Origin of the sequence: Paraburkholderia sp. SIMBA_030, assembly GCF_046535245.1 — a bacterium.
Classification (GTDB): Bacteria; Pseudomonadota; Gammaproteobacteria; order Burkholderiales; family Burkholderiaceae; genus Paraburkholderia.
The window spans coordinates 1-273 of record NZ_JAWRXB010000519.1; the positions used below are offsets into that span (position 1 = coordinate 1).

Annotated in this window: 1 protein-coding gene; it reads right to left on the bottom strand. The window is 58.2% G+C overall.

Translation table 11 applies throughout. The features are described from left to right. The coding region (locus SB772_RS41045) for a dihydrofolate reductase family protein (protein ID WP_410838657.1) at positions 1-273 on the bottom strand (273 nt) is incomplete at both ends.

Below are 273 nucleotides of genomic sequence, written 5' to 3' on the forward strand. Positions count from 1 at the left end.
TGGCGCACCAGATCGCCGCTGCCCTGGGTCAACAGATCGGCACCGTCCTGTTGCTTGAGCGAACGTATCGCATCGGCAAGGTTTCCTTCCAAGGCACGACTGTGCTGCCATTCCAGCGTATCGGGGTGATGCGTGGCCACATGCTTCGGTGCCCGGTTGAACAGGTCAGCAATACAATGGCTATGGGAATCGGCCTTTTGCTGCGGCCAATACGCCGCAAATATGTCGTAGGTGCGACGGCCCAGCAACAATTCGAACGGCTGCGAAAACAGG